Raw genomic sequence first — 22,917 nt, 5'->3', positions numbered from 1 at the left:
GCTTGCTTTAAAACAATTAATAGTTGCTTGATCAAACGTCTGCAAGATGGACAATCATCCTTCCTGCAGGCGCCTTCACAAGATACCTGCGCATACTTTCAAAGATCGAGGGAAGTGGCCTCAGCGCCGTTCCCGTGTGCTGCGAAGTTTCCTTCGTAGCGAGCCGCCCATTATAGCCGGCTTTTCCGCTTCGTCAACACCTTTTTTCAAGGCCGCCTCACCGGGGTGGACGTTGTTGCCGATGCTGCTTCGGCGTTGGACCCGAAGGCCTTTCGTCGTTGCGAGCCGCCTATTATGCCGGACTTTTCGAGTCCGTCAACACCTTCGTTCGATCATCTCGTTCGTCGGTGGTGGCGTTGCTGTTTGCGTGCCGTTTCCGAAGAAGCGGTGCGCTGCAGCAAGGGAGCGAATTCTAGAGATCCTGCAGATTTCGTCAAGCATTTTTTTGCAGGGTGATGACAGAACCAAGGCAACGTCACGCATGGCATACGCTCGAAGATCACTGTGGCGTTGACCGCGCGTTGCGCGGTCAACGCCACAAGGGCTATCAATGCACGGATGCACAGTGGAGAGACGGCAATGAACATGCAGGTGCCGCAAGCGTGGTGGCGCGACCTTTCAGTACCGGCCCTCGTTGCCGGCTTCATTACTGTGCTGGTCGGCTTCGCCAGTTCGGCCGTCATCGTGTTCCAGGCTGCACAAGCTGTCGGTGCCAATCAGGCGCAGATCGCTTCATGGATGTGGGCACTGGGACTGGGCATGGGTGTCACCTGCATCGGGCTGTCACTGCGCTATCGGGTACCGGTGGTGACCGCATGGTCGACACCGGGCGCGGCGATGCTGGTGGTCGGTGCCGGCGGCGCATCTCTTTCCGAGGCCACCGGTGCATTCCTGCTCGCTGCGGTTCTGGGCATGCTGGCTGGCTTCTCCGGCATCTTCGCCCGGTTGATGCAACGGGTGCCGATGGCGCTGGCCGCCGGCATGCTGGCCGGGGTGCTGCTGCGCTTCGGTCTGGACGTGTTCGTGGCCATGAACACCCAGCTGGTACTGGCGCTGGCCATGTTCGCCACGTGGCTGGCCGGACGCCGCCTGTTCCCGCGCTATGCGGTCATCGCCACCCTGCTGGTCGGCATCGCGGTTGCGGCCAGCCGTGGCCTGCTGCGCGCACAGCAGATGCAGCTGCAACTGGCGGTACCGCAATGGGTGACCCCATCCCTGTCTTGGACCGCGGTGGCCGGCATCGCCCTGCCCCTGTTCGTGGTCACCATGGCCTCGCAGAACATTCCGGGCGTGGCGGTGATGCGGGCATCCGGCTACGACGCCCCGGTGTCGCCGCTGATCGGCTGGATCGGTGTGGTCAATACACTACTGGCGCCGTTCGGTGCGTACGCGCTGAACCTGGCGGCAATCACCGCCGCGATCTGCATGGGCCGTGATGCACATGAGGACCCGGCACGACGCTATACCGCCGCCATGGCGGCAGGTGCCTTCTACATCGTCATCGGACTGTTCGGTGCCACCGTGGCCGCACTGTTCGCTGCCTTCCCCAAGGAGCTGGTGGCCTGCGTGGCCGGTATCGCGCTGTTCGGCACCATCGCCAACAGCCTGGCCAGTGCGCTGGCGGTAGAGCGGGACCGCGAGGCGGCACTGGTCACCTTCCTGGTCACCGCCTCGGGCGTCTCACTGGCCGGCATCGGCTCGGCGTTCTGGGGCCTGGTGGCCGGTGCGCTGTGCCTGCTGGTGCTGCGGCCCCGTCAGGACCGCTGACCCACCCTACCCGGCCAATGCGGCGCCGACGATGCTCAGCGCCACCGCGATGACGATGGCGATCAGTGTGGCGACCACGCTGGTGCCGCCACGCGCGGTCAGCTCGCTGCGCAGCCGTGCATCATCGTCGCCGGTGACGGCACGGGCCTGGGCGATCAGGCGCTGGCAGTGCGCCAGGTACCAGTTGTTGCCAAAGATGCCGGTGGTGATGCTCAGCGCGAAGGTGATGACCAGCGACAGGCCATCCGGCACATCCAGCAAGGTCTCCACCACGCTGATCAGCAGCAGCAGGCCAGCCCACATCGCCGCCAGGCGGTACATCCTGCGGTACATCATCCAGATCAGGCCGAGCAGGAAGGCCGGCCAATGCCAGGTGCCACTGCCCGTGGCAATGCCCTGATCCAGCCGCCAGCGCTGGCGATAGATCGGGAAGTTGCCGCCGACCACGCTGGCGTACAAGGCCATCTCGCCCTCCAGCCCGGCAGCCGCAGCCCTGTCCGGTGCAGCGACCGGCGCACGATAGGGATCGGACGGGTCGCCGACATTCGGCGCGATGCCCTCAACCGCAGGGGCTGCGTCGATATCCAGGGCCGGAACCACCTCGACGGGGGTGGAAGCCTGCTCCAGTTCCGCCAACGGCCGCCATGAGGGCATGCCTTCGCACCAGAGCAGGGTGCGCGCCGTAACCGTCCCTTCCTGCTGCAGCTGGCGAAGACCGGCCAGATCCACCGGCCCACTGCTCTGCCTGCCATTGGCGTACCACCATTGTGCTTCCTGCATGTTTTTCCGTCCTTGCTACCTGCATCGACAAACTGAAATCGCTGCCCGCGCCTACAGCGCGGTACTGCCCAGGGTCTGCACCAGCTGATGGCGCGCACCCGGCGCAAGCGTAATCTGCTCCGGGCCTGCGTTCGCCACTTCCAGGCATACGTAATCGCGCCAGCCCTCGCCGACATCGGCCATCCTGGCTGCCGCCTCGGCACCCGGATTCCAGACCACCAGCGTCTGGCTGCCTTCGCTGCGGATCTCGATCCGCCGCTGCAGGACCGGATCGCGCAGTACATAGTGCCCCTTGGCACCGGTGTAGATGCGATCGCTGCGACCGGGATCACGCGGATCGCGCAATGACCACGGTCCCTGTTGCAGGCGCAGCTGTGCATAGTCCTCGTACTTGTCCAGGTACTGCAGGCCGTCAAGGCCCTCGACCTCGACCCGCTTGACATCGCCCACCCGGAAATAGCTGTGCAGGGCCTGGGTGAAGGTCACCGGCGAGGTTCCGGTGTTCTCGGTGACCAGCTGCTGACGCAGCTGGCGGCCGATGCGCAGCTGCATCTGCAGACGCAGGCCGCGATCGGCGCTGCGCGCAGGCGCCAACTGCAGCTCGACCTCGCCATCATCGCGCTGGCTGGCCTGCAGAAGCTCCCAGCGCGCGGTACGTACCAGGCCATGCGCCGGTACATCGGCGCTCTGGCCCTGGCGACCGAACCACGGCCAGCACACCGGGACGCCACCGCGGATGGGCGTGGGCAGCTCGGCGCGCGTGGGCGAAAGCCACAGCAGATCGGGCTGCCCATCAGGAATGAACGACAGCAGCTGGCCGCCGAACACGCTGACGACCGCCGTGGCGTTGGCGGTTCGCACCTGCCAGGCCTCCAGGCCGTGATACAGGCCGGTGCTGATGTCCGGATTCGACTGCATGCGATGACGCTCCTTGAAGACCGCGGCGATGATGTCGCGGTCAACGTGCCGCCGGCAAGGCTTTCTGCCCAGCGGGTGCGATGGCGGCCGCCTCTTCCTGCAGCGTGCGCAGGATGCGCTGGCCTGCGCGGCCATCCACCTCGCTCCAGCCCAGGCGCTGCTGTTCTACCTGGATCGCGCGGCGCGTGGCGGTACCGATCATGCCGTCGGCGGCACCGATATCGTGGCCGCGGGCCAGCAGCAGGGTCTGCAGCTGGCGGCGCTCATCGCGGCCCAGGCCCGGGTCATCGGTCGGCCAGGCGGTGGCCAACCCGTTGCCACCACGCAATTGGTCAGCCAGCGTCGCGATCGCCAGCGCATAGCTTTCGGCGGCGTTGTAGCTGTAGATCGCGTCGTAGTTGCGGAACACCAGCAATGCCGGGCCCTTGTTGCCGGCCGGCAGCAGCAGCGCGGCGCGCGCATCCGCCGGCAGGTTGGCTGGAGCCAACACGCTGCCATCCAGCGCAGTCACGCCCTGCGCACGCCAGTCGGCCAGGGCGCGACGCTGGGTGCGGCCGGCCTGGCTGGCGTTGAAGCCCGCAGGAACGCGGACTTCCATGCCCCACGGCTCGCCGCTGCGCCAGCCGGCGCGCTTGAGGTAGTTGGCGGTGGAGGCCAGTGCATCGGGAATGCTGCCGACCAGATCGCGGCGGCCATCGCCATCACCGTCCACGGCGATGCGTGCATAGGTGCTGGGCATGAACTGCGTATGCCCGAAGGCACCGGCCCAAGAGCCGGTGAGCCCCTGGGCCTGCAGGTCGCCGCGGTTGATCAGCTTGAGCAGCGCCAGCAGTTCACCGCGGAAGAAGGGTTGGCGACGGCCGGCGCAGGACAGCGTGGCCAATGACTGCAGCAGCGGGCGCTTGCCGAACACGCGGCCGTAGTCGCTCTCCACGCCCCAGACCGCGACGATAGTGGCCGGATCGACGCCGTACTGCGCCGACACGCGATCGAGCAGGTCGCGGTGCTGCTGCAGCAGGGCGCGGCCATCAGCCACGCGCTGGCGATCGACCAGCGCGGCCAGGTAGTCCCAGATCGGCGTGGTGAATTCCGGCTGCGCATCAAGCAGGCCGAGCACGCTGGGGTCCGGGGTGAGGCCGGCGGTGATCGCGTTGAAACGGTCGGGACTGATGCCTTGTGTCACAGCGGTGGCCTGCAGGCCCGACAGGCAGCGGCTGAACGCCGGATCGATGTCGCCGGCAGGAGCGGCGGGCGCTGTCGGCGCCGAGGCAAGAGCGGCCGCCAGGCCGAGCGTGGTCAGAATGGGCATGGCGTCCTCCGTGTTGCCGTTGCACGGCCATCTTAGGGGTAGCGGTGCTGCTGAACCTGAAGCGGTACCGGCTGGCCGTCCGCCCTAGATGGCACGCAACAGGCGCAGGCCATAGGCCGGGCCTTCAGCATCCCAGCGCTGCATGACCTGCAGGCCAGCCGGCTGCAGCAGCGCTTCGAAGCTCTCGTCGGTGTACTTATGGCTGTATTCGACGCGGATCGGTTCGTCGGCCTCGAAATGGAAGGTCCGGCCATCCAGATGGACGTCCTGTGCCCGCTGGCTGACCAGATCGGTCTCGATGCGCAGCCGCGCGACGCTGTAGCGGGCACGATGACGGAAGCCCTGCAGATCGAAGTCGCTGCCGACCTCGCGGTTGAGGCGGGCCAGCAGGTTCAGGGTGAATGCGGCGGTGACGCCCTGCGCATCGTTGTAGGCCGCCTCGATCAGCGCCGGGTCCTTGTGCAGGTCGATGCCGACCAGGGCCAGGCCATCACGCCCCATGGTCTGGCGCATCGCGCGCAGCAGCGCGACCGCGTCCTCGCCTTCAAAGTTGCCCAGCGTGGAACCGGGGAAGAACAGCAGCCGTCGCGCGGGTTCGCGTTCGGGCATGGGTACGGCGACGGGACGGGTAAAGTCGGCACAGACCGGCAGCATCTCCACCTCGGGCAGCGCCGGGGCCAGATGGTCGATGCTGGACAGCAGCGCGGCACGCGAGATTTCAATCGGCGTGTAGGCCACCGGGTCGTGCAGGGCGGCCAGCAGCAACGCGGTCTTGCGGCCACTGCCGCTGCCCAGTTCCACCACGTGCAGGTGCGGCCCGACGCTTCGGGCGATGTCCGGCAGTACCCGTGAAAGCAGGGCCAGCTCGGTGCGCGTGGGGTAGTACTCGGGGGTCTGCGTGATCTGCTCGAACAGGCGCGAGCCGCGCGCATCGTAGAAGTACTTGGACGGCAGCTGGCGCGGCGTGCGCGACAACCCGGCCACCACGTCGGTGAGGATCTGCTGGCGGCCGGGGGTGAGATCGGTCAGCGCCTGCAGTGCGTCGTGCACCGTACTCATGCGAGATCCCTGGCCAGGCGCAGCCCGGAGAACTGCCAACGCGCCGGGGGCATGAAGAAATTGCGGTAGCTGGCACGCACGTGGCCACGCGGCGTGGCGCAGCTGCCACCGCGCAGCACCCATTGCCCGCACATGAACTTGCCGTTGTATTCACCGAGGTTGCCGGCGAAAGGGCGGAAGCCCGGGTAGGCGCCATACGCACTGTGGGTCCATTCCCATACATCGCCGAACAGCTGACGCAGTCCACTGCCCCCTGCAGCCTGCGGGTGCAGCCGATCGTCATCGGCAAAATGACCGCGAGGCGGCAGCGTTGCGGCGGCAGCCTCCCACTCGAACTCGCTGGGCAGGCGCGCACCGGCCCAGCGGGCGCAGGCATCGGCCTCGTAGTAGCTGAGGTGGCAGACCGGCGCATGCGGATCCAGTTCGCGCCAACCGCCCAGGGTGTACTCGCGCTGCAGGGCGTCATCCCAGTACAGCGGGTGCTGCCAGCTCTCGGCTTCGCGCAGCGCCCAGCCTTCGCTGAGCCACCAGCGCGGTTCGCGGTAGCCGCCGGCGTCGATGAAAGCGCGGTACTCGGCATTGCTGACGGGACGCTCGGCCAGTGCGTGCGCGGGGAGCAGCACGCGATGCGCCGGCGATTCGTTGTCGTAGGCGAAGGCGGTGTGCTGCGGCCAGGCTGCGGCGCCGATGGTGACGATGCGCTCGGGCGACTCGATCCAGCCCTGCGCACTGGCAGGGCTGGTTGCAGGCTGCAGGTCCTCGCGGTAGGCCGGCTGCAACGGATTGCACCAGAACGCGTGCTTGATGTCGGTGAGCAGCAGTTCCTGGTGCTGCTGTTCGTGCTGCAGGCCCAACTGCAGGTGCTGCAGTGCCTGCTCATCAAGGTCGCCTGCCGCCAGCCGCGATTGCACCTGTGCATCGACCTGCTGGCGGTAGTCGCGCACCTGCTGCAGCGATGGCCGCGACAGCAGCCCACGCTGCGGCCGGGCATGCGCCGGGCCGAGGCTCTTGTAGTAGCTGTTGAACAGGTAGTCCCAGGCAGGGTCATGCGCCGGTGCAGGTGGGAAGCCGGCCAGCACGAAGCGTTCGAAGAACCAGGTGGTGTGGGCCAGGTGCCATTTGCTCGGGCTGGCATCGGCCATGCTCTGCAGCATGGCATCTTCGGCGCTGAGGGGGGCTGCCAGGTGCATGCTGCGGTTCCGCACACATGCGTACTGGCGGGCGAGATCGCGCTGCGGGGCAGCGACGGCGGTGGCTACGCTGTCCATCCGGGCAGCATCTGCGCAACAGGGTGAGTGCGATGTCATCGTTCGACGTCAACGCGTTCACATGCGTGACCATCCCGCATTCAAGAAGCCGGTGCGAACGCCGCTAACGGCAATGCTGCGGCCGCGTCGTCACCGCGCTGGAATTCCTGCTTGCCCCTGCATCCGCTCCGCCAGCCTGCGCATTACCTGTTCGTGCTGCCCGCCGTGCTGGTTGCCGTGGTGCTGTGGGCAGCACTGGGCAACGAAGACGTTGCCAGCCCGGCCCAACGCATCCTGCCCTGGCTGCTGGCCTGCCTCGGCGCCGGCCTTGCCCTGCTCTACCACCAGGTGCGTACGCTCTGCCTGCTGCTGGTGGTGGCGGTCATGTTCGCGCTGCTGCACCAGGACGTGGGCGGCTACCTGCACAGCGGCCACGTCACGTCGCTGACACCGCTGCGCTTCCATGCCATTTCGGCCTGGTTGCCCTTGCTGTTCGCGGGCCTGGCATTGTGGCCCGAGCGCGGGCGGCGCCGCCACGACCTGCTGTTGCGCTCCGTCGCCAGCGGCACGGCACTGCTGATCTTCCTGCTGCTGGCCACGCAGCAGCCGCGCGGCATGCACGATCTGCTGTCCAACCGCCACTGGAGCTGGATTCCGGCCGACTGGAACGCGCTGGCACAGCTGCCAGCGCTGCTGTTCCTTCTGGCAACCGCCGCGCTGGGCTGGCAGGCCTGGCGGCATCCGCGCCCATTGCACACGGCGATGCTGCTGGCCCTGCTGTGCCTGTGGTGGATGCTGCCACGGGTGTTCCTGCAGCCGGTGCTGCTGCCGGCACTGGCCAGCGCGGCCCTGCTGCTGATGCTGGGCGCGATGCTGCAGGAGTCCTTCCATATGGCCTTCCGCGATGAGCTGACCGGCCTGCCGGGGCGCCGCGCCTTCAATGAGACCCTGCAGCGGGCGCGCGGCACCTACAGCATCGCGATGGTGGACGTGGACCACTTCAAGTCGTTCAACGACACCCACGGCCACGACACCGGCGACGATGTGCTGCGCCTGGTGGCCTCGCGCCTGGACCGGGTGGGCGATGGTGGCCGGGCGTTCCGCTATGGCGGCGAGGAGTTCGCGGTGGTGTTCCTGGATCGTCCCGCAGCGGCCTGCGTGGATGCAGTCGAGGCGCTGCGGCAGACCATCGAGGACACCCGCATGCAGCTGCGCGACCGGAGCACGCGCAGCCGCGACGATGAAACCGGGCGCCGGCAGCGCGGACGCGGCGGAAGCGGGCAGACGGTGCAGGTGACGGTGAGCATCGGGCTGGCAGACAGCCGCGTGGATGAGCGGCCAGCGGCAGTGATCAAGGCCGCCGACCAGGCGCTGTACGCAGCCAAGGACGGTGGCCGCAACCAGGTCCGCGCGCATGCCGGCCAGCGCGTGCTGGCGGCACGCGGCGGCTGAGGCTCACACCGCGTCGAGGTAGTACCAGCGGCCGTCGACGCGCAGAAAGCGGCTGTGCTCGGCCATCTTCACCGCGCTGCCGCCGCCCACGCGGTAGCGGGCGGTGAAGCGCACTTCGGCGCTGTCGGCGCCGGTGACGGTGTGCTCGTGCACGGTCAGGCCCAGCCAATGCGTACGCTGGCCGGGCGCATCATCCAGCGACAACTCGGCCGGACGGGTATCCGGATGCCAGCTCTGGCGCAGATAGTCCGCCAGCCCCCGCACATAGGCGCTGTAACGCGATCGCATCAGGTGCTCGGCATCGGGGGCGGCCTCACCGGCATGGAAACGGCCACAGCAGGCGGCGTACTCGGCGGGAAGGCCGCAGGGGCAGGGATCGGTGGGTTTTCGGCTCATGCGGACATTGTCGCCGGGTTGTGCGGATGGATCCACGCGGGGCACCGGTCAACCAGTGCAGGACAGGCGTATGCTGTCGCGCCCCCATATCGATTGATCGCCGTGCTGGAACTGGTTCCCCCTGAGTTGTGGTGGCTGGTGGTCATCGCCTTCATCGCCGGGCTGGTCGATGCCGCCGTCGGTGGTGGTGGGCTGGTGCAGCTGCCTGGCCTGTTCACGGTGCTGCCGCAGCAGACGCCGGCGATGCTGTTTGGTACCAACAAGTTCAGTTCGATGTTCGGTACCGGTGCGGCTGCCTGGCGCTATGCGCGCAACGTGCGCTTCCCGTGGAAGCCGGTGTTGTTCGCGGCCGGCACGGCCTTCATCTTCTCCTTCGCCGGCGCCACCGCGGTAAGCCTGCTGCCCAAGGACGCGGTGCGCCCACTGGTGCTGGTGCTGCTGGTCGCGATGCTGGCCTACACACTGTGGAAGAAGGACTTCGGCGCGCTGCACCGTCCGCAGGAGATCGGCCGCCGCGAACTGGTGATCGCGCTGGCGATCGGTGCGGCGATCGGCTTCTACGACGGCTTCTTCGGGCCGGGCACCGGCAGCTTCCTGATCTTCCTGTTCGTGCGCTTCTTCGGGCTGGATTTCCTGCGCGCCTCGGCGGCGTCGAAGGTGGTGAACCTGGCGACGAATGTGGCGGCGATCTCGTTCTTCGTGCCGACCGGCAACATCCTGTGGCTGTTCGCGCTGCCGATGGCGGCGGCCAACATCATCGGCTCGGTGGTGGGCACGCGCCTGGCGCTGAAGGGCGGTACGCCGTTCATCCGCAAGCTGTTCGTGGGGCTAGTGGTGGTGCTGATCGCGCGGATGGCGTGGGATACGTTCCGCGCTGCGTGAACGCGGTTGCCGGCCAGCGGCCGGCACTACCGGGTCATGAACCCCGCCCATGGGTAGTGCCGGCCGCTGGCCGGCATCCCCATCCGATCAGGTCATGAACCCCGCCCATGGATAGTGCCGGCCGCTGGCCGGCATCCCCATCCGATCAGGTCATGAACCCCGCCCATGGGCAGTGCCGGCCGCTGGCCGGCATCCCCATCCGATCAGGTCATGAACCCCGCCCATGGGCAGTGCCGGCCGCTGGCCGGCATTCCCATCCGATCGGGTCATGAACCCCGCCCATGGGTAGTGCCGGCCGCTGGCCGGCATTCCCCTTCAATCGGCCAGGTCAGGCGTCGGCTTCTTCCGGTTCGTTGGCCTGCTGGCGGCTGCGCTCGGGCAGCTTCAGGCGCTTGCCTTCCTCGTCATACTCGATCAGCAGCACGCCGGAGTCGTGGCGGCCGCTGATTTCGACGAAGCAGGCGCCGCCGATGAACGGTTCCAGTGTCATCACCGACTTCAGCGGGGTGGCAACCACCATCTGGAAGCCGAAGTTGTCGAAGATGTTCATCGCCAGCGCGGTGAACTCGTTGTCGGCCTTGTCGAAGGCTTCGTCGAGCACCACTGCGGCGTAGCTGGGCAGCTGGCTGTCGGCACCGCCGAGCTGGTAGCGCAGTGCCGCGGCCAGGCAGGTGGTAGCCAGTTTCTGGCGCTGGCCACCGGACTTGCCGGCGCCGCTGCGGTAGATCTCGACCTGCTGGCGCGTTTCCGCATCCAGCTCGACGCCGATGAACTCCACGTGCATGCGCACGTCCAGCACCAGCTCCCGCCAACGCTTGTCCTCGCCTTCCTGCGAGCCCAGGCGGTTGACCAGCTGGCGCAGCACGGTGAACTGCGATTCGGCCAGCTCGCGCTGCTCGGTCTGCTGCTGCGACAGCACTTCGCGCAGCTGCAGCTGGAACTCGCCCACTTCCGGCAGACGACGGTCGCTCAGTTCGATGGTCAGCAACGTACCGCGGTTGAACGGCACCTGTTCCAGGCTGGCGTTCACTTCGTCCAGGCGCTGGCCGATCGACTTGCGGGCCTCGGCGCTGTGGCGCTGCAGGGCCAGCAGGTTGTTCTTGCTCTGGTTCTGCAGCAGATCGAAGAAGCGCTCTTCGTGCTGCGGCAGGCCATCGCGCTCCAGTCGTTCGAGGCGTGCGAGGAAGTCCTCGGCCGAGGCCACCGACACGGTGAAGTCGCCCGATTCCTCCGGCCATTGCTGGATGAAGCGACGGAAGCAGCCGATCAGCTGGTTCTCGATGCGGTTGAGGTCCTGCTGCGAGGACGACAGCTGCTCGTTCAGCGCGTTGCTGACCTGGCGCATGTGCGCTTCCAGCGTTTCCAGGCTGAGCGGACCCTGCTCCTGCAGGCGCTCGGCAAGGCCGGCTTCCTGCTCCTGGGCCAGGCTCGGCAGCACCAGCGCACGGCTCTGCTGGCGCGCGCGGTCCAGGCGGTCGCGTTCCTTGACCAGCTGCCCGCGCTCGACGCGGACGTCTTCATAGGTGCGGCGGGCCTGCTCGATGTCGGCGCGCACGGCGTCGATCTGCTTGGCCAGCTTGGCGAGGTCGGCATTGCCTTCGCGCAGGTCGCGCAGCGTGGCCTCGATGTCGCTCAGGCGCTGCTGCGGGGCGGCGATGTCGATCTCGTTCCAGCTGATGCTGACCAGCTCGTGGCAGGCCAGGCGGCGTTCGTTGTCGCGGTCACGCTGCCCACGCAGGCGCGCGATGTCGGTCTCGCAGCTGGCGATGCGCTTGGCCAGTTCCTGAGCTTCGCGCTCGAAGGCGCCCACCTTGTCGTGGTTGTTGAAGCCGAGGATCCAGCGACGGCGGTCGCCCACCGCACTGCGGTCATCCTTCTCGAAACGGTCGCCCGGATGCTTGACCTGGCCTTCGCGGGTGATGCCGCGGTCGACGTTGCGCAGCTGCTTGGCATCCACGCACTCGTAGTCGAATCGCTTGCCGAGCTCGCGGCGCAGCCAGCTTTCGAACACGTGTTCGCGCAGTTCCAGCTTGTGCAGCAGCGACTTCGCCGACGGCTCACGGGCGAACGCATCATCGTTGCGGCGCACGCGGTAGTAGGTGAAGCGCATGCCCAGGTGGGTACGGTTCACCCACTCGGCGACGTCGTTGTAATGCTTGTCGTCGACCAGCAGCGACAGCGCGAAGCCACCCAGCACGCGCTCGATGGCACCCTGCCAGCCCTGCTCTTCCGAGCGGACCTGGATCAGTTCACCGACGAACGGCAGCGCCGCTTCAGCGATGCCGGTTTCCTCGGCCAGGCGCGCGCGCAGCTTCTGCATCGGCGCCGGGATGTTGGAGGGCGTGCGCTGCATCGCTTCGAGTTCCGCACGGACTTCCCCGAAGCGGCGCTCGTCATCGCGCTTGCCACCCAGGCGATCGCTGATCGCATCGTCCAGCGCCGAAGAGGCGCGCTGGCGGTCCTGCAGCTCGTTCTGTGCGCGCTCGACCAGTTCGGCGAAGCCGTGTGCGTCGTCCGGCAGTTCGGCCCCCAGCTGCTGCGCGGCCAGGCTTGCCTGCTCGCGCTTGGCCTGGCGGCGGTCGCGCTCGGCTTCGGCGCGGCCCTGCTCGCGTTCCAGTTCTTCGATGCGCTCACCGCCCTGCTGGCGGCGCTGCAGTTCCAGTTCGGCCAGGCGCTCGGTGTGATTGTCCAGTGCGGCACGGCGCTGGGCTTCTTCGCCGAGCAGGCCACGGTCACGCACGTCCATCTCGCGCAGGCGCGCTTCGATCAGCGCCTGGCGGCGGCTTTCACGGAAGCTGTCGACGCCGAGCTTGAGGGCTTCGTCGTCGCCGCGCCGGCGGTGCATTTCCTTCAGGTCGTTGTAGTAGGCGCGTGCCGGCAGCAGGGTCTCCACCTGGCGACGGGCGGTGACCACCGCCTGGTGCGCGCCATCGAGCTCGGCGAAGTCGCTGACCAGGCGCTCGGCGGCGTCGAAGGTCTTCGGCGTGTCGAGCATGAAGTCGCGCAGGAAGACGTTGAGGTCGCCCAGGTTCTTCGCCGACTGCGTCTTGTGCAGCAGGCGCAGCGCCATCTCATTGTCGATGCCGAGCAGGTCGCGGAAGCGCTCGGCGTAGCCGGAGAAGGTGTCGAAGTGGTGCAGGTCGGACAGCTTCTGCTTGAGCTTGCGCAGGTCCAGGTCGAACCCACCAAGATCCTTGGCGATGTCGAACGGGCGCTCGGCAATCATGTAGTGCTTGCGCACGTCACCGGCCGAGGTGCCGTTGCCGGAGATCCACAGCAGGCGCACCAGGCTGACCACGCGGCCATCGCCGGCGCGGTATTCCAGCACCAGTGCGGTCCAGGTGGCGCCCTTGCGCAGGTACTGGGTGGCGATTTCGCCGGTGCCGCTGTCCTGCTGGTCGGCCCACGCGCCACGCACGTAGGACACCAGGTTGCGGTCGCGGCCACTGCGCTCGGCTTCACGCGCAGCAGCGTTGAAGTCGACGATGGCCGGCGGCGTCAGCAGCGCGGACATGGCATCGAGCAGTGTCGACTTGCCCGAGCCGGAACGTCCGACGAACAGGAAGCCGCGCTCGGCGATCGGTACTTCGGTCAGGCCGTTGAAGGTGCCCCAGTTGTGCACCTGCAGGCGGCGCATGCGGAACTGCTGCAGGCGCGGGTCCGGCAGGCCTTCGTTGAACAGGGCGGGAGTGTGCTTGGAGATAGCCATGCGATGGTCGGGTCTCTCAGGCCTCGGCGGCCGGGGTTTCGCGCAGCTGGCGGTAGACCGCCGAGAGCTGGGACACGTCTTCGGCGGAGAACAGCAGCTTCAGCGCCGGCGAGACTTCGTGGCGGTCTTCCTGGCCGCTGAGGCGGGTCAGGATGTGGTTGTCCTTCATCTTCTGCACCGCCGAGGCGACGCGGCGGTTGAAGCCGGCGCGGTCGGTGGACAGGTTCTTTTCGTAGATGGCCAGTGCTTCGGCCATTTCGGCATCGGCGACCACCGCACGGTTGCCGCGCGCATCGGCTTCGGCCAGCTGCTGGCGCAGGTACAGCAGCAGCACCGAGTCGATGAAGGTCAGCGGCGAGGTGCGCAGCAGCACCGGCGCGTCGACGTCTTCGGTATCGGCCTGGCGGGTGAACGCCACGCCGCTGTCACGGTCGAGCACCAGTTCCAGGAACAGGTCCGCCAGCGACGAGCGGATGGCCGCTTCGCTGCGGATCAGTGCCGGCCACAGCTTGGCGTGGCGCAGCTGGTCGATGCTGGGGCCGATCAGCAGCTGGCACAGCGCGCGGCGCGCATCCAGCGGCAGGCGCCCGGTGTCGCCGAGGTAATAGACGTCGTTGCCACGGCGGGGCTGCGCCACGGCCGCCACCGGTTCGGCTTCGTAGGCGTCTTCCGCCACGTCGGCCTGCGCTGCGTCGATGGGATCTTCATGCCAGCTCATGGCGTCTCTCCTGGGTGAACCAAACCAGCGGGATGCGGGCGCGACGGACCTGGCCGTCGCCACCACGCCATTGCGCAAGCTCCTGCTCGCCGGCGACCACGTTGCCGAAGCGCGTGCCCAGCGACAGATAGCCGATGACGCTGCCAAGACCCTGCGGCGCCTCGCGCTGCGACAGGGCCTGGGCGATGCTGAGCCGCGGCTGTGCATCGAGCAGGTCGTGCAGGTCGCGGCGCAGGGTGCGGAAGTCGATTTCGGACGAAGCGACCAGGTCGCCGACGCTCTCCAGGCTGATCGCGGCCGCGTCGTTGTACTCGACATTGCCGTCGACCTGGGCGCTGCGCGGATCATGCAGCTTCCACTGCGACCACGAGCGCAGGCGGCTGGTGGTCAGCTGCAGGTCGCGGCCGATGCCGCGCTGTGCGGGAAATTCGTCGCGCAGGGCCAGCGCTTCGGACTGCGCCTGCTTCAACAACTGGTTGAGGCGGCGCTGTTCCAGGTAGCCACGGCTCTGCACGAAGCCGCGCAGGCTGCGCGCGAAGTTCTGCAGCACGTCGTGCACCTGGCCACCGCGCTCGAGCATGGTGCTGGTGAAGCTGCGCAGGAAGTTGCGTTCGTTGCGGTCCAGGCGGCGGGCGAAGCCGCGCGCCAGCACCGCTTCCAGCGCGGCATCGAGCTGGGCACTCTGTTCGGCGTCGTTGAGCAGGCGCCAGAAGGCCTGGAAACTGCGCCCGGCGTCACTTTCGCCAATGACATCCACACCTTCGAACAGCTGCGACAGCACATCGCCGCGCTCGCCCTCGTCGTCGATGATGCGTTCGCGGAAATCGCGGTTGAGCTGCTCGAAGTCATCGCGCACGCGGCGGAAGTCCTCGGTCAGCTCGTCGGCCAGGCCGATGATCTGGCGGGTGCGTTCCAGCGCGCGCTTGCCATCCAGCGCAACCACGCGGCCGGTGCCGACCCGGGCGATTTCGGCATCGATGCGGTCGCGCTCGTCGTGCAGCGCGGACAGGCGCGCATCGGGATCGGCTTCGGTCTGCGCAGCCAGCGCCGAGAGCTGCTCAATGACCAGCGCCAGGCGGCTTTCGGTGGCGGCCACGCGGGCCTGCTCGAGGCCGTCGGCGAAGCGGATCGCCTGCAGTGCCGCGGTCGCCAGCTCGTACTGCTCCTGGTCGGCGCCTTCGGGCAGACGGCGTTCCAGCCAGCCCTGGGCCAGCCAGTGCGCGATGTAGGCCTGGGCGGTGCGCGGCAGCTCGCGCGAGAGTTCATCGCCGGCCAGCTGGTCCAGCGCGCGCTGCAGTCGCTCGTTCAGTACCGAGGACGGCAACGTGCGCTCACCGTCCATCAGCAGGCCCTGCAGCAGGCCGATGATTTCCGGAGCGTGGTCGGCGGCAAGCAGCTTCCACTGGGGCTGTTCGCGCAGGTGGCGGTAACGGGCAATGCGTTCGCGATGCTTCATGCAGCGAAAGAAGTCTGTAGGGCTGACAGGGACAAACCGCCATGCACAGCTGCCGCGTGGACAGCCGTGGGCATGCCGGCCTGCAGGAGCCGGCGTGGTGCGGGCAAGCGGCTCAGCGCTTGCCGCCCACTTCGATGAAGCGCAGGAACTCGGCGCGGGTACGCGCGTCGTCGCGGAAGCTGCCCAGCATCTTGGAGGTGACCATGCTGACGCCGCGCTTGTGGATGCCGCGGGTGGTCATGCACTCGTGGGCGCCTTCGACGACCACGCCGACGCCGATCGGCTGCAGCACATCCTGGATGCACTGGGCGATCTGCGCGGTCATCTTCTCCTGCACCTGGAAACGGCGGGCGTAGGCTTCGACGACACGGGCCAGCTTGCTGATGCCCACCACCTTGCCGGCCGGCAGGTAGCCGACGTGCACGCGGCCGATGATCGGGGCCATGTGGTGCTCGCAGTGGCTTTCGTACTCGATGTCGCGCAGGACGATCAGCTCGTCGTAGCCGGCCACTTCCTCGAAGGTCCGCTCCATGTAGGCGCGCGGGTCGTCGCGGTAACCGCTGAACCAGTCGCCATAGGCTTCGGCGACACGGCGGGGGGTATCCAGCAGGCCTTCACGGGACGGGTCCTCACCGGCCCAGCGCAGCAGGGTGCGCACGGCATCCTCGGCCTGGTCCTGGGTCACATCGCCCTGCGGGGCGGCCTTTTCGTTGTTCTTGCTCATTACGTACAGCGTCCCGAACGGGGGGCGAGCATCGTACCCGACCGGGGGGTGGGTCGTCCTGTTGGTCGGGTTCATCGGGGGTCTGGCGGCGCCTGCCTGTTACGGGTCTGGATGGGGAAGGGCGGCAGGGCAGGACACGCCGTAAACCCATCCATGGGGGCTCGGTCGGCGCATCCATGCGCCTCACGGTCCTGCCCTGCCGCCCTTCCCCATCCCTGACAGTTTCCCGCGGGCGCGGCCGGACCGCCCGAAAGCGGGGGCAAAAGCGGGGGTTCATGGCTTCGGAATCGGCGCGCCGCTGCTGTGGTGTTTTGTGCTTTGGTGGGTGCGGACCGTTGGTCCGCACTGCTTCTGCTCTTGCTTCCAAGAGCCAACCCACCGCGCTCGCGGGGGGATGGGAAGGCCGCGGGGGCCGGGCGGGGCAGGACCGTCCGCGGCATGGATGCCGCGGCCGAGCCCCCAAGGGTGAGGGCGCTTGCTTGCGAGGCATGCCTCGCAAGCGCCCGAACGCACAGCCGCCAGCGGCTGGGCCGGACCCCGGAGGGGGGTTCACGGCGTGTCCTGCACCGTCCGGCGCCCGCTGCCCCACCCGACACCAGGCAGGCGCAACGCTTTCCTCACTACACCCACCCATTCAGAAAAACCTATTGATAGGAATGAAATTAGTAGTATCCTATCTATCTCTTATGGACCGACCCCTCGACGAGCGCACCGTGCTGCAGATGCAGCTCAGCTCCGGCCTGCTGTACGCAGGGCGGCAGTGGCAGCGCCTGGCCGACAGCCGGCTCGGCAGCTACGGCATCTCCACCGCCTGCACCATGCCGCTGCTGATGATCGGCCGCTCCGGCGGTGGCATCCGCCAGGTGGCGCTGGCGCAGCAGCTGGGCATGGAAGGTCCCTCCCTGGTGCGCCTGCTGGACAAGCTGTGCGCCAGCGACCTGGTCCGCCGCGAGAGCGACGCCAGCGACCGCCGCGCCAACCTGCTGTGGCTGACCGACGCGGGACACGCGCTGGTCAGCGAGCTGGAAGACCAGTTGATCGGCCTGCGCCAGGACGTGTTCGGCGAGCTTTCCATGGATGAACTGCACGCCGTGCTGAAGGCATGGCGCCTGCTGGCCGAGGCCGCCGACCGCATCACGTAAGACCGCTGCCCCCGAACACCGCCGCTGCCGTGCACACGCCAGCGGCTTTTGCCCGTTGCCGTTGTTCTGTTGTCCCTCCCCTCCCCCTCCTCGCCCCCGCCCCTACCGATGCCCGGTGAATTCAGTCTCCACGGAGTGTTCGTCCCGACCCTGCTCGGGTTGATGTTGTTGGCCTACCTGGTCAACAGCGGCCTGCACGCGCTGCTGCAGCGTGCCGGCGCCTATCGCCACGTATGGCACCCGGCGCTGTTCAACCTGGCCCTGTACGGGATCGTGCTTGGCCTGCTGTTCCACCTCCTGCGTTGGATGCAATCGTGAACAAGATCGTGAAGAAGACCCTGCCGGTGCTGCTCACCAGCGCAGCCGTGATCATCGCCCTGCTGGTGCTGCGCCAGCTGTGGGTCTATTACATGGATGAGCCATGGACCCGCGATGCCCATGTCGGTGCCGACGTGGTGCAGGTGGCGCCGGACGTGTCCGGGCTGGTGGAAACGGTGCAGGTGGCCGACAACCAGGCGGTGAAGAAGGGTGACCTGCTGTTCGTGGTCGATCGCGCCCGCTACCGCATCGCGCTGGAGCAGGCCCGCGCCAACCTGGCCGAGCGCCAGGCATCGGTGGCGCAGCTGCGCCGCGAGATCGGCCGTGACCGCAGCCTGCAGGACCTGGTCGCCGCCGAGGACGCCGAAGTGCGCCGCGCCAAGCTGCAGGCCGCACAGGCGGCGCTGGCCACCGCACAGGCGGCGGTCGACCTGGCCGAGCTCAACCTGGACCGCACCGAGGTGCGCGCGCCGGCCGATGGCCGGGTCAACGACCGCACCCTGCGCGTGGGCGACTACGTGGTGGCCGGCAAGCCGGTGCTGGCGCTGCTGGATACCGGCTCGTTCCGCATCGATGGCTACTTCGAGGAAACCCGCCTGCGCGGCGTAGCTCCGGGGCAGAGCGTGGACATCCGCCTGATGGGCGAGTCGGCCCCGCTGCGTGGCCACGTGGAAAGCATCGCCGCCGGCATCGAGGACCGCTACCGCAGCAACGGCAGCACCCTGCTGCCGAACGTGACCCCGGCCTTCGACTGGGTGCGGCTGGCACAGCGCATTCCGGTGCGCATCGCCATCGACGAAGTACCCAAGGGCGTGGAACTGATCGCCGGCCGCACCGCCACGGTGACCGTGGACACCGGCCGCCATCCGCACAACGACAAGGCCGGCACTGCGCCGACACAGGCGGGCCTGTGAACGCCGCCCTGCCCCGTCTCGGTCTGATCGTTGCGCTGGCCAGCCTGGCGGCCTGCAGGACCGTCGGCCCGGATTACGCCCTGCCGGAAGGGTCGGCCTTCAAGCGCCCGGAGGCCAATGCAGCCTTCATCGATACGCAGAACCCGCAGGTGGCCGCCAACCAGGCGCTGCCCGACCGCTGGTGGTCGCTGTACAACGACCCGGTGCTGGACGGCCTGATCACCCAGGCGCTGCGTGACAACGTGGAACTGAAGGCCGCCGATGCACACCTGCGTCGTGCGGCGGCGGTGTACGAACAGGCGCTGGACGCCGGTGGCTTCGAGTACGAGGCCGAGGCCGGCGTCAGCCGCGCGCAGCTGTCGGCCGAATCGTTCCTGCAGGAGCACGAGCTGCCGGTGATCAACCTGGCCGATGGCAAGTTCGCGGTCAGCTACCAGTTCGACCTGTTCGGCAAGCTCAAGCGCGGCGCCGAGGCAGCGCGTGCCGACGAGCAGTCGGTTGCTGCGGCGCGCGACCTGGCCCAGGTCAGCGTCGTCGCGCAGGTCGCCGACAGCTACCTGGAAATCTGCCACGCCAACCACGAACTGCACGTGGCCGAGCATTCGCTGCAGCTGCAGCAGCGCAGCCGCACGGTCACCGAGCGCCTGATCGCGGCCGGCCGCGGCACGCCGCCGGAACTGGCCCGCGCCAATGCGCAGGTAGCGTTGCTGGAGGCGGCACTGCCGCCGCTACGCGCGCAGCGTTCGGCGGCCGCCTATTCGCTGGCCGCGCTGCTTGGGAAAACCCCGGGCCAGCTGCCAGCCGGCGTGATCGACTGTGCGCACGCCCCCGGCCTGGCGCAGCCGCTGCCGGTCGGTGATGGCCGGGCGCTGCTGCAGCGCCGCCCGGACGTGCGCCAGGCCGAGCGCAAGCTGGCCTCGGCCACGGCGCGGATTGGGGTCGCCACCGCCGAGCTGTACCCGGACATCCGCCTGGGTGCCTCGGTGGGTGCCGCCGGCCTGCTGGAAGACTTCGGCACGCCGATGACCCAGCAGTGGTCGATCGGCCCGCTGATCTCGTGGACGCTGCCGTCGTCCGGCACGCACGCACGCATCCACGCCGCCGAGGCGGGTGCCGATGCCGCGCTGGCCGAGTTCGACCACACCGTGCTGCAGGCGCTGCGCGAGACCCAGACCGCGCTGGACCGCTATGCGCAGGACCTGCGCCGGCTGCAGTCGCTGCGCATCGCGCAGGAGCAGGCCGCACTGGCCGCCGAGCAGAACCGCCGGCTGTACCAGGGTGGCCGTACGCCGTACCTGTCCAGCCTGGATGCCGACCGCAGCCTGGCCACCAGCGACGCCACCCTGGCCGCCGCCGAAGCGCAGGTCTCGCGCGACCAGATCCATCTGTTCCTGGTGCTGGGTGGCGGCTGGCAGGCATCGGTTGCCCCGCCCGCGCCGTCCACCGCACAGGCCTCGGCGAAGTAAGCCATGAACGCGCTGACCGATCGCCAGGCCTGGCTGTTCTCGATCAAGACCTACTTGGCCGCGGTGGCCGCGCTGTACATCGCCATGGCCGGCAACCTGTCGCGCCCGTACTGGGCGATGGGCACGGTGTACATCGTCAGCCAGCCGCTGCTGGGCCCAACCCGCGCCAAGGGCGTGTACCGCATCGTTGGCACCCTGGTGGCCGGCCTGGCCACCCTGCTGGTGCTGCCGGCGCTGGTGGAAACGCCGCTGGTGCTGAGCGCGGCGATGTCGATCTGGCTGGCCGGGTGCCTGTTCATGGCCCTGCTCAACCGCGGCCCGCGCGGTTACGCGTTCCTGCTGGCCGGCTACACCACCGCCTTCATCGGCTTCCCGGCCGTGACCTCGCCGGAGACCATCTTCGACACCGTGGTGGCGCGCAGCGAGGAGATCATCCTCGGCACCGTGGTGGCAGTGCTGTTTGCTTCGCTGCTGTTCCCGGCCTCGGTACGCCCGATGCTGCGCGCCCGCATCGGCAACTGGATGGAGGACGCGGCGCAGTGGTGCCGGCAGATCCTCGAACGCGGCCGCGCGCACGCGCCGCGCAACCGGCTCGCCGCCGACCTGGTGCAGTTCGAGGCGCTGATCGAGTTCCTGCGCCGCGACGACCCGCGCCATGCCGGTTCGGCCGTGTCGATGGAGCGGCTGCGCGAGCGCATGCTGCTGCTGTTGCCGGTGCTGTCCTCGATTGCCGATCGCTTGAGCGCACTGCGCAGCGATGGCCAGGCCCTGCCGGATGGCCTGCCGGCACTGGTCGATGACATCCACGACTGGCTGGATGGCCCGACCAACGCCAGCGAATACGCGCGCCTGCGCGCGCGCATCAGTGCGTTGAAGCCGCAGGTGGACCGCGACCTGCAGCACCTGCAGCTGGCCAGCCTGCTGCTGCGCCTGGAGGAACTGGTGGACCTGTGGCAGGACTGCCGCACCCTGCAGCACGCGATCGACCAGGGCACCGCGCCGCTGGACCGTGCGCACTACCGCATCCGCACTGAGCGCGTAGCCGCCGACAAGCACGTCGACTACGGCATGGCGCTGTTCTCAGCGCTCAGTGCCGGCGTGGCGCTGATGAGCTACTGCGTGCTGTGGATCGCGCTGGGGTGGGAAGGCGGCGGCAACGGCGCGATGATGGCCGCGGTGACCGCCGCATTTTTCGCCGCGCAGGACGATCCGGCACCGAGCATGGTGTCGTTCCTGGTGTGGGCGATGGTCGCCTCGGTGGTGGCCGGCGTGTACCTGTTCGGCGTGTTCCCGGCCGTGCACGACTTCGGCCTGCTGGCGCTGGTGCTGGCGGTGGCGTTCCTGCCGCTGGGGCTGATGCTGCACCACCCCAAGAGCGCGCTGTTCGCGCTGCCGCTGACGGTCAACCTGGCCGCGCTGCTGAGCCTGCAGAACACCTACAGCGCCAACATCCAGACCTTCCTCAACTCGTCCATCGCGATGTTCATCGGCATTGGCTTTGCAGTGGTGATGACCCGCCTGTTCCGTTCGGTGGGCGCCGAGTGGACCGCGCGCCGGCTGGTGCGGCAGGGCTGGACCACGCTGGCCGAAGCCGCCGAAGGTCGTGGCCAGCAGGACCGCCAGCGCTTCGCCGCGCGCATGCTTGACCTGCTCGGCCTGCTCGCGCCGCGCCTGGCGGCAACGCCGGAGGGCAGCGACATCGCCTCGGTGGACATGCTCAATGAAGCACGCATCGGCCTGAACATCCTGCAGCTGCGCCGCGCCCGGCTGGAACTGCCCGAGCGCAGTCGCGAGGCGGTCGAGCACATTCTGGAAGAGGTCGCCGTGCACTACCGGCGGCAGATCGCCGCGCGCAAGCCGATTGTGGCGGCCGACGCGTTGCGCGAGCGGCTGGATACTTCGCTGGGCCGGGTCGGTAGCGTGGCCGCCTGCAAGGCCCGCGATGAAGCCCTGATGGGCCTGATCGGCCTGCGCTTCGCGCTGTTCCCGGAGGCGAAGGCGCTGGCGCCGGGGTGGGCGGACGCCGACGCTGCATCAGCCTGATAATGATCGGTGGCGCCGGGCAATGCCCGGCAGCCTTTCGCCACGGCAGCAGGATGGTTCAATGAGTTACGACATGATGGTGTTCGAGGCCAGTGCCGCCCCACGTGAGGCAACGGCATTCATCGCCTGGTTCGAAAAGCAGACGCAGTGGAACGAACGCCACGAGTACGACGACCCGGTAGTCAGCAGCCCCGCGCTGCGAGCGTGGTTCGCGGAGATGGCGCAGGAATTCCCGCCGATGGACGGCCCATTGAGCAACGACGATGACGATCGTGCCGAAGTGACCGAGTACAGCATCGGCCGGCAGGTGATCTATGGCGCCTTCGCGTACTCGGTGGCCGAGCGCGCGCACGGGCGCGTGCAGGATCTGGCCGAGAAGCACGGCGTGGGTTTCTTCGATGTGAGTGCCGATGAAGCGGCGATCATGTTCCCGGATGGGCTGGTGTTGATCGCGGAATGACGGGGGCGGCAGGGCTGCGCCCTGCACCTGCCGAATCGACGGCAACGGCAACGTCAAATGCGTGCTATCCGTGGGTTGGCGGGGTGGGTCCGGTTGCGGGGGACGCTGCAAGTACATCCTTGTAAGCTCGGTCGCCGCATCCATGCGGCTCACGCCC

19 protein-coding genes are annotated in these 22,917 nt (G+C 68.2%); 9 read left to right on the top strand and 10 right to left on the bottom strand.

The features are described from left to right. Positions 1-579: 579 nt before the first annotated feature. Positions 580-1,767: a benzoate/H(+) symporter BenE family transporter gene (locus AC5P5R_RS17440; RefSeq protein WP_100438170.1), complete on the top strand. Its 1,188-nt coding sequence runs from the start codon at positions 580-582 to the stop codon at positions 1,765-1,767. Between the two features lie 6 nt (positions 1,768-1,773). Here the strand turns inward: AC5P5R_RS17440 and AC5P5R_RS17435 are convergent, their stop codons facing one another. The 5 genes from AC5P5R_RS17435 to egtB all read right to left on the bottom strand — a co-directional run bounded on the left by AC5P5R_RS17435 (position 1,774) and on the right by egtB (position 7,101). After that, positions 1,774-2,547: a DUF2628 domain-containing protein gene (locus AC5P5R_RS17435; RefSeq protein WP_049418118.1), complete on the bottom strand. Its 774-nt coding sequence runs from the start codon at positions 2,545-2,547 to the stop codon at positions 1,774-1,776. Positions 2,548-2,598: 51 nt separating this feature from the next. After that, positions 2,599-3,465 carry a D-hexose-6-phosphate mutarotase gene (locus AC5P5R_RS17430; RefSeq protein ID WP_049418116.1) on the bottom strand — a complete coding sequence of 289 codons (867 nt, stop codon included), beginning with the start codon at positions 3,463-3,465 and terminating at the stop codon, positions 2,599-2,601. A gap of 40 nt (positions 3,466-3,505) precedes the next feature. Continuing rightward, positions 3,506-4,774, bottom strand: coding sequence for a lytic murein transglycosylase (locus AC5P5R_RS17425; RefSeq protein ID WP_100438169.1), 1,269 nt, complete (start codon positions 4,772-4,774; stop codon positions 3,506-3,508). Positions 4,775-4,858: 84 nt separating this feature from the next. Then, a complete protein-coding gene (gene egtD / locus AC5P5R_RS17420; RefSeq protein WP_049403456.1) occupies positions 4,859-5,833 on the bottom strand; it encodes an L-histidine N(alpha)-methyltransferase in 975 nt (324 codons plus the stop codon). Then, positions 5,830-7,101 (bottom strand): ergothioneine biosynthesis protein EgtB, encoded by a 1,272-nt coding sequence (gene egtB, locus AC5P5R_RS17415; protein WP_043035329.1) that lies wholly within the window; start codon positions 7,099-7,101, stop codon positions 5,830-5,832. Before egtB ends, egtD begins: the two co-directional genes overlap by 4 nt. A gap of 150 nt (positions 7,102-7,251) precedes the next feature. On the opposite strand from egtB, the gene AC5P5R_RS17410 reads away from it, so the two are divergent. Continuing rightward, positions 7,252-8,532: a GGDEF domain-containing protein gene (locus AC5P5R_RS17410; protein ID WP_005411688.1), complete on the top strand. Its 1,281-nt coding sequence runs from the start codon at positions 7,252-7,254 to the stop codon at positions 8,530-8,532. Positions 8,533-8,535: 3 nt separating this feature from the next. Here the strand turns inward: AC5P5R_RS17410 and AC5P5R_RS17405 are convergent, their stop codons facing one another. After that, entirely contained in the window at positions 8,536-8,928 is a 393-nt protein-coding gene (locus AC5P5R_RS17405; protein WP_049395805.1) for a YchJ family protein, read from the bottom strand. Between the two features lie 102 nt (positions 8,929-9,030). On the opposite strand from AC5P5R_RS17405, the gene AC5P5R_RS17400 reads away from it, so the two are divergent. Continuing rightward, positions 9,031-9,810 (top strand): sulfite exporter TauE/SafE family protein, encoded by a 780-nt coding sequence (locus AC5P5R_RS17400; protein WP_005411690.1) that lies wholly within the window; start codon positions 9,031-9,033, stop codon positions 9,808-9,810. Between the two features lie 328 nt (positions 9,811-10,138). Here AC5P5R_RS17400 and AC5P5R_RS17395 read toward each other — a convergent pair whose 3' ends face one another. The 4 genes from AC5P5R_RS17395 to folE all read right to left on the bottom strand — a co-directional run bounded on the left by AC5P5R_RS17395 (position 10,139) and on the right by folE (position 16,417). Then, positions 10,139-13,519, bottom strand: a complete 3,381-nt coding sequence (locus AC5P5R_RS17395; protein WP_012481665.1) for an ATP-binding protein — start codon at positions 13,517-13,519, stop codon at positions 10,139-10,141. Positions 13,520-13,535: 16 nt separating this feature from the next. Then, on the bottom strand, positions 13,536-14,237 hold the full coding sequence (locus AC5P5R_RS17390) for a DUF4194 domain-containing protein (protein WP_005411692.1): 702 nt from the start codon (positions 14,235-14,237) through the stop codon (positions 13,536-13,538). After that, the gene (locus tag AC5P5R_RS17385) at positions 14,224-15,693 is read right to left on the bottom strand and encodes a DUF3375 domain-containing protein (RefSeq protein ID WP_005411693.1); all 1,470 of its coding nucleotides are present in this window, start codon (positions 15,691-15,693) and stop codon (positions 14,224-14,226) included. Before AC5P5R_RS17385 ends, AC5P5R_RS17390 begins: the two co-directional genes overlap by 14 nt. Positions 15,694-15,805: 112 nt before the next feature. Beyond that, on the bottom strand, positions 15,806-16,417 hold the full coding sequence (folE, locus tag AC5P5R_RS17380; RefSeq protein WP_004141296.1) for a GTP cyclohydrolase I FolE: 612 nt from the start codon (positions 16,415-16,417) through the stop codon (positions 15,806-15,808). Positions 16,418-17,103: 686 nt separating this feature from the next. Between folE and AC5P5R_RS17375 the strand changes: the two genes are divergently transcribed. The 6 genes from AC5P5R_RS17375 to AC5P5R_RS17350 all read left to right on the top strand — a co-directional run bounded on the left by AC5P5R_RS17375 (position 17,104) and on the right by AC5P5R_RS17350 (position 22,760). Beyond that, the gene (locus AC5P5R_RS17375) at positions 17,104-17,559 is read left to right on the top strand and encodes a MarR family winged helix-turn-helix transcriptional regulator (protein WP_012481667.1); all 456 of its coding nucleotides are present in this window, start codon (positions 17,104-17,106) and stop codon (positions 17,557-17,559) included. Positions 17,560-17,667: 108 nt separating this feature from the next. Beyond that, positions 17,668-17,877, top strand: a complete 210-nt coding sequence (locus AC5P5R_RS17370; protein WP_010487502.1) for a DUF1656 domain-containing protein — start codon at positions 17,668-17,670, stop codon at positions 17,875-17,877. Beyond that, positions 17,874-18,791, top strand: a complete 918-nt coding sequence (locus AC5P5R_RS17365) for an efflux RND transporter periplasmic adaptor subunit (RefSeq protein WP_049460862.1) — start codon at positions 17,874-17,876, stop codon at positions 18,789-18,791. Before AC5P5R_RS17370 ends, AC5P5R_RS17365 begins: the two co-directional genes overlap by 4 nt. Further along, positions 18,788-20,257, top strand: coding sequence for an efflux transporter outer membrane subunit (locus tag AC5P5R_RS17360; RefSeq protein ID WP_049460860.1), 1,470 nt, complete (start codon positions 18,788-18,790; stop codon positions 20,255-20,257). The genes AC5P5R_RS17365 and AC5P5R_RS17360 overlap by 4 nt, the downstream gene beginning before the upstream one ends. Positions 20,258-20,260: 3 nt before the next feature. Then, a complete protein-coding gene (locus AC5P5R_RS17355; protein WP_099531420.1) occupies positions 20,261-22,300 on the top strand; it encodes an FUSC family protein in 2,040 nt (679 codons plus the stop codon). A 61-nt stretch (positions 22,301-22,361) separates the two neighbouring features. Beyond that, positions 22,362-22,760 carry a hypothetical protein gene (locus tag AC5P5R_RS17350; RefSeq protein ID WP_100438167.1) on the top strand — a complete coding sequence of 133 codons (399 nt, stop codon included), beginning with the start codon at positions 22,362-22,364 and terminating at the stop codon, positions 22,758-22,760. The last annotated feature ends 157 nt before the right edge of the window (positions 22,761-22,917 follow it).

Source organism: Stenotrophomonas sp. YJH_SMC_19 (assembly GCF_059367915.1).
This window is presented reverse-complemented; position numbering and strand designations above follow the sequence as displayed.

What these genes read in the sequence shown, in the direction of transcription:
- AC5P5R_RS17355 (WP_099531420.1), top strand. Translation starts at nt 20,261, where the DNA reads ATGAACGCGCTGACCGATCGCCAGGCCTGGCTGTTCTCGATCAAGACC.
- AC5P5R_RS17395 (WP_012481665.1), bottom strand. Translation starts at nt 13,519, where the DNA reads ATGGCTATCTCCAAGCACACTCCCGCCCTGTTCAACGAAGGCCTGCCG.
- AC5P5R_RS17385 (WP_005411693.1), bottom strand. Translation starts at nt 15,693, where the DNA reads ATGAAGCATCGCGAACGCATTGCCCGTTACCGCCACCTGCGCGAACAG.
- AC5P5R_RS17425 (WP_100438169.1), bottom strand. Translation starts at nt 4,774, where the DNA reads ATGCCCATTCTGACCACGCTCGGCCTGGCGGCCGCTCTTGCCTCGGCG.
- AC5P5R_RS17440 (WP_100438170.1), top strand. Translation starts at nt 580, where the DNA reads ATGAACATGCAGGTGCCGCAAGCGTGGTGGCGCGACCTTTCAGTACCG.
- AC5P5R_RS17405 (WP_049395805.1), bottom strand. Translation starts at nt 8,928, where the DNA reads ATGAGCCGAAAACCCACCGATCCCTGCCCCTGCGGCCTTCCCGCCGAG.
- AC5P5R_RS17435 (WP_049418118.1), bottom strand. Translation starts at nt 2,547, where the DNA reads ATGCAGGAAGCACAATGGTGGTACGCCAATGGCAGGCAGAGCAGTGGG.
- AC5P5R_RS17430 (WP_049418116.1), bottom strand. Translation starts at nt 3,465, where the DNA reads ATGCAGTCGAATCCGGACATCAGCACCGGCCTGTATCACGGCCTGGAG.
- AC5P5R_RS17375 (WP_012481667.1), top strand. Translation starts at nt 17,104, where the DNA reads ATGGACCGACCCCTCGACGAGCGCACCGTGCTGCAGATGCAGCTCAGC.
- AC5P5R_RS17370 (WP_010487502.1), top strand. Translation starts at nt 17,668, where the DNA reads ATGCCCGGTGAATTCAGTCTCCACGGAGTGTTCGTCCCGACCCTGCTC.
- egtB (WP_043035329.1), bottom strand. Translation starts at nt 7,101, where the DNA reads ATGGACAGCGTAGCCACCGCCGTCGCTGCCCCGCAGCGCGATCTCGCC.
- AC5P5R_RS17350 (WP_100438167.1), top strand. Translation starts at nt 22,362, where the DNA reads ATGAGTTACGACATGATGGTGTTCGAGGCCAGTGCCGCCCCACGTGAG.
- AC5P5R_RS17390 (WP_005411692.1), bottom strand. Translation starts at nt 14,237, where the DNA reads ATGAGCTGGCATGAAGATCCCATCGACGCAGCGCAGGCCGACGTGGCG.
- egtD (WP_049403456.1), bottom strand. Translation starts at nt 5,833, where the DNA reads ATGAGTACGGTGCACGACGCACTGCAGGCGCTGACCGATCTCACCCCC.
- folE (WP_004141296.1), bottom strand. Translation starts at nt 16,417, where the DNA reads ATGAGCAAGAACAACGAAAAGGCCGCCCCGCAGGGCGATGTGACCCAG.